8 protein-coding genes and 3 tRNA genes are annotated in these 9108 nt (G+C 40.7%); 3 read left to right on the top strand and 8 right to left on the bottom strand.

The window, feature by feature from the left end:
* Positions 1-71: 71 nt before the first annotated feature.
* The 5 genes from H5079_RS11445 to nudE form a co-directional block, all read right to left on the bottom strand.
* Positions 72-148, bottom strand: a tRNA-Met gene (locus H5079_RS11445).
* Positions 149-321: 173 nt separating this feature from the next.
* Positions 322-398: transfer RNA gene (locus H5079_RS11450), tRNA-Met, on the bottom strand.
* Between the two features lie 195 nt (positions 399-593).
* Positions 594-670: transfer RNA gene (locus tag H5079_RS11455), tRNA-Met, on the bottom strand.
* 152 nt (positions 671-822) lie between these two features.
* Entirely contained in the window at positions 823-1608 is a 786-nt protein-coding gene (cysQ, locus tag H5079_RS11460) for a 3'(2'),5'-bisphosphate nucleotidase CysQ (protein WP_182684128.1), read from the bottom strand.
* The gene (gene nudE / locus H5079_RS11465; protein WP_182684131.1) at positions 1601-2173 is read right to left on the bottom strand and encodes an ADP compounds hydrolase NudE; all 573 of its coding nucleotides are present in this window, start codon (positions 2171-2173) and stop codon (positions 1601-1603) included. The genes cysQ and nudE overlap by 8 nt, the downstream gene beginning before the upstream one ends.
* Before the next feature lie 62 nt (positions 2174-2235).
* Here nudE and yrfG point away from each other — a divergent pair, with 62 nt between their 5' ends.
* Positions 2236-2883, top strand: a complete 648-nt coding sequence (gene yrfG, locus H5079_RS11470; protein ID WP_011326848.1) for a GMP/IMP nucleotidase — start codon at positions 2236-2238, stop codon at positions 2881-2883.
* 15 nt (positions 2884-2898) lie between these two features.
* Here yrfG and H5079_RS11475 read toward each other — a convergent pair whose 3' ends face one another.
* The 3 genes from H5079_RS11475 to H5079_RS11485 form a co-directional block, all read right to left on the bottom strand.
* The gene (locus tag H5079_RS11475) at positions 2899-3522 is read right to left on the bottom strand and encodes a dUTP diphosphatase (protein WP_182684129.1); all 624 of its coding nucleotides are present in this window, start codon (positions 3520-3522) and stop codon (positions 2899-2901) included.
* A 106-nt stretch (positions 3523-3628) separates the two neighbouring features.
* Complete coding sequence (locus tag H5079_RS11480) at positions 3629-3997, bottom strand: YacL family protein (RefSeq protein WP_011326846.1); 369 nt, start codon at positions 3995-3997, stop codon at positions 3629-3631.
* Positions 3998-4111: 114 nt separating this feature from the next.
* A complete protein-coding gene (locus H5079_RS11485; protein WP_011326845.1) occupies positions 4112-4330 on the bottom strand; it encodes a hypothetical protein in 219 nt (72 codons plus the stop codon).
* 313 nt (positions 4331-4643) lie between these two features.
* Between H5079_RS11485 and uvrD the strand changes: the two genes are divergently transcribed.
* Both uvrD and H5079_RS11495 read left to right on the top strand, forming a co-directional pair.
* Positions 4644-6809 carry a DNA helicase II gene (uvrD, locus tag H5079_RS11490; RefSeq protein WP_058372303.1) on the top strand — a complete coding sequence of 722 codons (2166 nt, stop codon included), beginning with the start codon at positions 4644-4646 and terminating at the stop codon, positions 6807-6809.
* Positions 6787-8856 (top strand): GNAT family N-acetyltransferase, encoded by a 2070-nt coding sequence (locus H5079_RS11495; protein ID WP_182684130.1) that lies wholly within the window; start codon positions 6787-6789, stop codon positions 8854-8856. Before uvrD ends, H5079_RS11495 begins: the two co-directional genes overlap by 23 nt.
* The last annotated feature ends 252 nt before the right edge of the window (positions 8857-9108 follow it).

Below are 9108 nucleotides of genomic sequence, written 5' to 3' on the forward strand. Positions count from 1 at the left end.
GAGTCACTCACTAAATTTCAGACATAAAAAAACACTCTTTAAGAGTGTCTGTTTATTCTTATTTATTTCAGTGGTTGCGGGAGCCGGATTTGAACCGACGACCTTCGGGTTATGAGCCCGACGAGCTACCAGACTGCTCCATCCCGCGCCTGAAATTGTATACTTATTTAAAGTTGCTTACATTACAACTTAGCTTCCAATTAAAAATTGGTTGCGGGAGCCGGATTTATAACGACTACCTTTGCTGGCTAATGAAGAGCTGAGACCGACAAGTTTTTCATTAACTAACATTTACAGTAACCTCAATCCTCTAAAGGAAATTGGTTGCGGGAGCCGGATTTGAACCGACGACCTTCGGGTTATGAGCCCGACGAGCTACCAGACTGCTCCATCCCGCGCCTGTATATTTTAAGTCTATCGACTACTTTATTTTAACTCTTAAGCTAGAGTTTACAGTAACCTCAATCCCCTAAAGGAAATTGGTTGCGGGAGCCGAATTTAAAACGACTACCTTTGCTGGCTAATGAAGAGCTGAGACCGACAAGCTTTTCCTTAACTAACATTTACAGTAACCTCAATCCTCTAAAGGAAATTGGTTGCGGGAGCCGGATTTGAACCGACGACCTTCGGGTTATGAGCCCGACGAGCTACCAGACTGCTCCATCCCGCGTCTGTAATTTCTTTAAAACAAATCCGTAATATTTACGAGCCTGCCTTGAAGAGAGCGCTACTATATAGGAATAAACATATAATGCAAGGCTTTAGTTATTATTATCGTTCAAGTGAACAAAAAGCAAGCAATTGATGTTGTAAGTATTCCCTTTAGTGTGGATTAATCATTTTTTGCCACTCCCAATCAGGGTGTCCCATTACAATGAAGTCTGGGTTTTCAGTACTTTCACGCTGGTTATAAGTTAGTGGGTTAAACTCTGCATCGGTAATACTGCCGCCAGCTTGCTCAACTATAATTTGTGATGCGCCCGTATCCCACTCACCAGTGGGGCCTATTCTCAAAAAACAGTCGGCCTTTCCCTCTGCAACAATACATGCTTTTAAAGAGCATGATCCTAAAGCAACAGTAGTAAATTGGGCGTTAAGGTATTGGCTCACTGCTTCAATTTTTTGACGGCGGCTCACAGCAACCGTTAAGTTATCAGGTGAGGCTACAAATATTTGCTTGTCGCTACCATTTTTACGCTTAAATGCTCCATTATCGGCGCTCGCAAAATAGGTTACCCCTTTTGTTGGCCAATGAATAACTCCCAGTACAGGTTGGTTATTTTCAATGAGTGCTATATTTACCGCAAAGTCGCCACTTTCTAAAATAAATTCTCCGGTACCATCCATAGGATCAAGCAACCAATAACGTTGCCAATGCTGTCTGTCGGCTAATGCTGGGATCGGTGTTTCTTCTGACATAATAGGAATATTGGGTGCTAACGCCTCTAAACCAGCCACAAGCACGTCGTTAGCAGCAAGATCAGCTTTAGTAACAGGTGTGTCGTCTAGCTTTTGCTCTTTACCAATATCGCCATTTTTATAAATAGCCATAATGGCATCACCAGCACGCTCAGCCAATAATATACAAGGCTCTAGTAATTTATTCATCAATGACTCCTGATGCTAAATACTGATCTAATAATAATAAAGCAGCTACACTGCGTGCTTCGGTAAAATCGTCTTGTGTTAATAATGACTGCCAATCGGTTAATGGCCACTTAACAACGACCAGTGGCTCTGGCTCATCACCGGGCAATGTTTGTGGATACAATTGTTTAGCAACCATAATGTGCATGGTGGTATTAAAATGACTTGGCGCTATAGATACCGCTTTTAATCGTTTTAGGTAATCTGCACCAAAACCAACTTCTTCTTTAAGTTCGCGATTAGCGGCTTGCTCTGGTGTTTCACCTGGATCAATTAATCCTTTAGGAAAACCCAGTTGATAGTCGTTAGTGCCAGCGCAATATTCTCGCACCAGTAGTAATTCGTTATCTTTAGTTAACGGCACAATCATTACTGCACCTCGCCCGCCGCCACGAATTCGCTCATATTGACGTTCTTCGTTATTAGAGAATTTAAGTTCTAAAGATTCCACGGTAAATAAGCGACTTTTAGCTATAACTTTATTACTGAGGATTTGCGGTGGTATTGGGTGCTTTTTCTGTGTCATTGGCGTTAATTTGCTATCATGGCAGTTGTGCTTAATCATAAACTTTTCACAGGGAAAAGCCCATGCTAAATTGGTCAAAAATCGATACAGTTTTACTCGATATGGATGGAACATTACTCGATTTACATTACGATAGCCATTTTTGGCTTAACGTTATTCCACAACAGCACGCATTAGCAAAAAATATTAGCTTTGAAGCAGCGCAAGCGGATATTTCAAAACGCTACCAAGCCGTTAGCGGAAAAATACAATGGTATTGCTCAGATTATTGGGAGCAACAGTTAAACCTACCTATTATGGAACTAAAGCGACAATCTAAGCACTTAATAAAAGTGCGCGACGATGTGCCGTACTTTTTAACTGAACTTAAAAAAGCAGGTAAAGAGTTAATTTTACTTACTAACGCCCACCCTGAGTGTGTAATGCTTAAATTTGAGCAAACTGCAATTGATAACTACTTAGATGGAGTCGTATCAACTCATGAATATGGGGTAAGTAAAGAGCAACAAAGCTTATGGCAACAGGTGCAAAGTGACTTAGGATTTAACAAAAGCCGTACGCTTTTTGTTGATGATAGTGTTCCTGTGCTCAACGCAGCACGCCAATATGGTATTGAACACTTGCTTGCGGTTGCAAACCCAGACAGCCAGCAACCACATAACGATATAGCCGATTACTTAAATGTTACCGACTATCGCAAGCTAATTTAATTATTTTAGCGCAAACTATTTTGTTGGGTATCGTGCCTCTAAGCCTTCGTACACTAATTTTGCAAAATCTGCATGTTCGGTATCAAGGCTTTTAACAACGTCTACTAAATGCTCGTTATCTTCTTGGCCGCCCCACACTTTTATGTAACTGCCATCTTTATAGCCATGATCTTGACGGAAGAAGTTTAAGGTGTTTTTACCCACATAACCTCGGTATAAATCGTCAATATTCATACCTATTTGCGCCATACAACCTGCAAAAGCAGCCGCATTAAAAGTTTTATCTGCGACAGCAGATGCCGCCAAGACTTCCAGTGTTTGCTTAAAGTCATCGGCTTGATGGGCAGTGCTTAATTCTAGCTCAAGCTGTTTAGCTATTTTTTCGTAGCTGGTGATACCGTCAATTCTGAGTGACAAGCCAAAATGAAAAATATCCACTAACTCTAAAATAACTTGTTCGGTATCAGGCGTTTGTTTTTTCCACCATTTCCAACCGTAATGATCGAGCATTTCTGCACACTCAACCCAAATGGCTCTGTACCAATCAAACCCTTGGCTAAACCATTGGTCATGTACTTTGGTATTCATGGCATTTTGCATTTCTAGCATCACTACTAGTTTGTTTAAATTGGCAGACATATCAATTCCTGTCGTTTTTGATTAGCTAAATTTTCATTAGTGTAATAATACAGATAAAATGCTTGTTGTGCATTGCTGTATATTTTCATTAGTGTGCTAACTATGTTTATCTTGAAGTCGTAAACTCATGCCATGAGTTTATTAGGTCTATAAAATCTTCAAAACCACAACCACTGCTTAGGCCATTTTCTTCAAGCATTAAATCGTCGTCTTGATAAGCCATAAGATCTTCACTGTCTTGGTGCAGAGCATGGGCTTCAAATAGAGCTTCGTCTTTCGTTAAAATTAAATCTATTTCTTGGCCCTTTAGCGTTAAAGGCTCAAAACTTGAACTCACCGATGCAATAAGCGCTTGCACCATAGCTATTTTATCTTTGCCTATTTCTTCGTTTAACCAGCGGCCAATTATGGCATGCTCGCTACTTATTTTAATGCGTAATCCGCTAATTGGATCGCGAATAAATTGATATTCCATACGTATCGCTTTTAAATCGTTAGTTGCGCAATTATATACGTAAATAGCTGCAGACGCTAAAAAGCAAAATAGCGCCAAAAGGCGCTATTTTATAAAGCTTTAATATTAATTACGTCACGATCTATAACGTGCTGCATCAATAATTGCCCAAACATATACAATAGCGGCAATTATTCCTGGCACAATTAAAAACCATAATGCCGCACCACCAAAAAATAATATAGCGAATATAAGCGCGGCAAGAATACGCCCTTGCACTAGCTGCCCCAACCCCGGGAAAAATATATTACATAATGCTGCGATTACGTTACCGCCTGAACCTTGTCCTGACATACTAACCTCTGTAGTTTATTTAATTTTTATATTTTAGCTATAGAATTACTTACACACTCTATGCCAATTTAATAAATGTTACAAATCATATAGTTGTATTTTTATCAGTTTAACGCTGTGGTGATTTTTACTAAATTGAGGTCAAATTAGCAATTTTTATTATATCTTTTTAACCTTTTTCTTTTTGATTCGCTATCAAGCTACTAGTTTAGAACATAATTTTATGAATAGCTGTGTATAAAAACAGTATTTTATTTAGCCTAACAAAAACACCTGCTATACTGCCCGCATTATTGATTAAAAAGGCGTAACGATGGACGTTTCACAATTACTCGATGGCTTAAACGACAAACAACGCGATGCCGTTGCAGCCCCACTACAAAACATGCTGGTATTAGCAGGTGCTGGGTCTGGTAAAACACGAGTGTTGGTTCATCGTATTGCTTGGCTAATGCAAGTTGAGCAAGCCTCAGCGTATAGTATTTTTGCGGTTACCTTTACTAATAAAGCAGCTAAAGAGATGCGTACTCGCGTTGAAGAGACGCTAAAAGCGCCGGTTGGTGGTATGTGGATTGGTACTTTCCATGGTTTGTCGCACCGTATTTTACGCGCGCACCACCGTGAAGCAAAATTACCCGAAGCATTTCAAATTTTAGACTCAGACGATCAGCTACGTATGATCAAACGTTTATTAAAATCGATGAATATTGATGATAAAAAATGGCCCGCTAAACAGTTTGGTTGGTACATAAGCGCTAAAAAAGATGAAGCACTTCGCCCTAAAGATATTCAAGCCTACGATATTAACGAGCAAATGATGCTGCGCGTGTACGCGGCGTATCAAGAAGCATGCGACAGAGCAGGCTTAGTCGATTTTGCCGAAATACTACTGCGCAGCTACGAAGTACTCAAAAATAACCCTACACTACTGCGCCATTATCAACAGCGCTTTGCACACATGTTAGTAGACGAGTTTCAAGACACCAACACCATACAATACGCATGGTTAAAACTACTTGCTGGCGACTCCAATAGTATTATGATTGTTGGCGATGACGATCAGAGTATCTATGGTTGGCGCGGTGCAAAAATAGAAAACATTAAACGTTTTTTAACTGACTTTAGCGCAGAGACCATTCGTCTTGAGCAAAACTATCGCTCTACCGCCACTATATTAAAAGCCTCAAATGCCCTGATCCAAAATAACTCAGAGCGTATGGGTAAAAGCTTATGGACCGACGGTAACGAGGGCGAACCTATTTCTATTTACGCCGCATTTAACGAGTTAGACGAAGCGCGTTTTGTAAGTAGTAAACTGCGTAGTTGGTTAAATGCCGGCAATGCGCTGCAAGATGCGGCTATTTTATATAGAAGTAATGCGCAATCACGTGTACTCGAAGAAGCCATGCTACAAGAAGGCCTAAAGTATCGTATTTATGGCGGCATGCGATTCTTCGAACGCCAAGAAATTAAAGACGCCCTGTCGTACTTACGCATAATAGGTAACCGTCAAGACGATGCTGCATTTGAACGAGTAATTAATACTCCAGCTCGTGGTATTGGCGATAAAACGCTAAGCCATATACGCGACTGTGCACGCGCCGAATCGTTACCACTTTGGTATGCAGCAAAAGCAATTGTAGAGCAACAACATTTATCTGGCCGCGCTTCTGGTGCAGTGAGTAAGTTTGTCGAACTAGTAGAGCATATTGAAGATAAAATTAGCGATCTAACGCTACATGAGCAAGCTAAATACGTTATTCAAACTTCTGGGTTAATGGCAATGTACCAAGCCGAAAAAGGTGAAAAAGGCCGTGCCCGAGTAGAAAACTTAGAAGAACTTATTAGCGCTTGCGATCAGTACGAATTGCCTGAGGAAGAAGAATATAGCTCTCCTCTACAAGGCTTTTTAGCGCATACCTCGCTTGAATCTGGTGAAGGACAAGCAGAAGAGCACGAAGACGCCGTACAAATGATGACATTGCACTCAGCTAAAGGTTTAGAATTTCCGTTAGTGTTTATGGTTGGCGTAGAGGAAGGTATGTTCCCTTCTCAACAAAGTAATGAAGAGTCTGGCCGTTTAGAAGAAGAACGCCGCCTTTGTTATGTAGGTATGACCCGCGCTATGGATAAACTATATATTAGCCATGCCGAAAGCCGTCGTTTATATGGACAAGAAAAATACCATACACCATCGCGCTTTTTACGGGAAATTCCCGAGGACTGTGTTGAAGAAATTCGTATTAAAACCCAAGTATCTCGACCACCCGCTGCAGGGCGTTTTAGCGCATCAGTTAGTCACGCTGCATTTGAAGATAGCGGCTTTAACTTGGGGCAACGTGTACTGCATGCTAAATTTGGTATTGGTACAGTACTTAATTACGAAGGTGCGGGTGCGCAATCTCGCGTACAAGTCAACTTTGATGATTTAGGTAGTAAGTGGTTAGTAACGGCATATGCAAGACTACAAGCTATATAAAAAGCAGCTCATACAACTAGAGCAACAATTAGCTGGCGCGCATCACCGCCAGCTAGTGCTTGTTACTGGCAATGATAATTGGTGCTATGAGCTGACAAACTCACTAGTACAAAATACTAATACACTTACTCTATCTAAACATTGTGCACTTAAAAATGCTCAATGGCCTGCACACATTCACCAAATATTAGGACAAGAATTTACCCACGCCATTTACGATGGCTTTAGTGGCTTATACCCCGATAAGTTGGCCGCAATTGCTGGTACAGTTAGAGCTGGCGGAGTATTGTTTGTATTACTTCCTGAGCTGGGTAACCTAAATAACTGGCAAGATCCCGCATTAAAAAGTGTCCAGTCTCATGGCCACAGCAATCAATATAGTTTATTCAATCAGCGTTTCAGCTCTATTATTAAAAGCTTACCGGCCTTGCATTACAGTGAAGAATTTGGCTGCATCAATAATAATTATAACTATGTCCTGCACAGTAATATTGATTTTGAACCGCAGAAAAACTGCGTAGCACAAATAGTAAAATTAGCTCATGGACGCGCCAATAGACCGCTACTGATCAATGCAGATAGAGGCCGAGGAAAGTCAGCCGCATTAGGCCTAGCAGCCGCAAAATTAGCTGATAAAAATGTAATTATTTGCGCCACTCAATTTAGAGCAACACACAGCAGCTTTAAACACTTAGCTGCACAGCTAAATGTTAATTACGATCCATTACAAAAACAGCTTGCTAACATGCAATATATTGCGCCAGACGCTCTGTTAAATGAGCTTCCCGAGTGTGACGTACTCTTAGTAGATGAAGCTGCTGCTATCCCAGTGCCTATGTTATTAAGCATGTTAGCGCATTATCCTCGTATTGTATTTGCAAGCACCTTAGTAGGTTATGAAGGCAATGGTAGAGGCTATACAATTCGCTTTAGTCAATATATTAAAAACCACTACAAAGCTTCTAAAGTAATTACTCTTGATGAGCCATTGCGCTTTGCTAAGCAAGATCCACTTGAGCAGCATATTCGTAGTTTATTAGCACTTGATGCACAGTATCAAGAGACTAATAGCAATAAATCGCAGATTCCTAAGCATAGTGAAGTAACTCAGCAACAACTCGTAACTGATGAAGCACTATTGTGCCAAGTCGTTGCTTTACTTGCACTTGCTCATTATCAAAGTAGTGTGAATGATTTACGCCAGTTGTTAGATGCGCCATCGCAACGCATATTTATCAGCAAAATAGACAAGCAATTAGTGGGTGTATGCTTAATCGCGATAGAAGGCGGTTTAAGTGAAGAACTTACTGAGCAAGTTATAAGTGGTGAGCGCCGCCCACAAGGGCATTTAATGGCGCAAACACTTGCACAACTGAGCTTTAACAGTGATTTTTTAACTCATTTAAGTGCGCGAGTTGTCCGTATTGCAATTGATCCAAGCTCACATAATTGTGGCCTAGGAAAAGCATTACTGAGCTATAGCGAGTCACAAGTAAAAGAACAATGTACTTGGTTTGGTGCTAGTTTTGGTGCCACTGCACAATTGCTAAAATTTTGGCAAAGCCTAGGCTTTAATGCTGTTAAATTAGGTTACCAACGCGACAAAAGCACTGCTGAGCACGCAACTTTAGTTGTTAAATCTCTTAATGCACCACAACAAAGTTTACAGTCACTGATTAAACAGTTTCAATACGAGCTGTTTTATGGCCTATTAAGCCACTTTAAGTCATTAGAATGGCAACTGGTTAGCACATTACTGCGCTCATTTAATGATGAAGCAATAGCTTCTGATACGTTAAGGTTATTTACACAGCAACTCAGCAGTAACCGCTTTACTATTTCACCCACTCTCTGGCGTTTAATTAGCCAAAATCCTGTTATAATTACTAGGATAGCAGCCAATCAGCAGCAACTTTTAATTCAAACAGTTTTACAACACCATACCGATGAGCAACTTATTAAAAATTTAAATCTCAGCGGCAAAAAGCAATTAGAACAACTGTTTAGAAACACAACAAACATACTCGCAAAGCAACTTTCTTCATAAAGCCATTTCACTTTTCTGCAGACGTAAAAAAGCCCGAATCGTTAAATTCGGGCTTTCTACAATTTGGGGTCGGCGCGCTACTTCGTAGCGACAACGCAGTAGAATGTCGTAAGTGCCCACAGCGGTGGAAAATCACAGTGCAAATGCACCACATTCATTGGCTAGTGGTGATGTTTTTATGATTTGAGTGTCGGGTATCGCTACGCTCGCCCGACCTACGCGGGAGACTTGTGTACATTACTCACCCACACT

Origin of the sequence: Pseudoalteromonas sp. SG44-5 (assembly GCF_014164175.1) — a bacterium.
Lineage (GTDB): Bacteria > Pseudomonadota > Gammaproteobacteria > Enterobacterales > Alteromonadaceae > Pseudoalteromonas > Pseudoalteromonas nigrifaciens.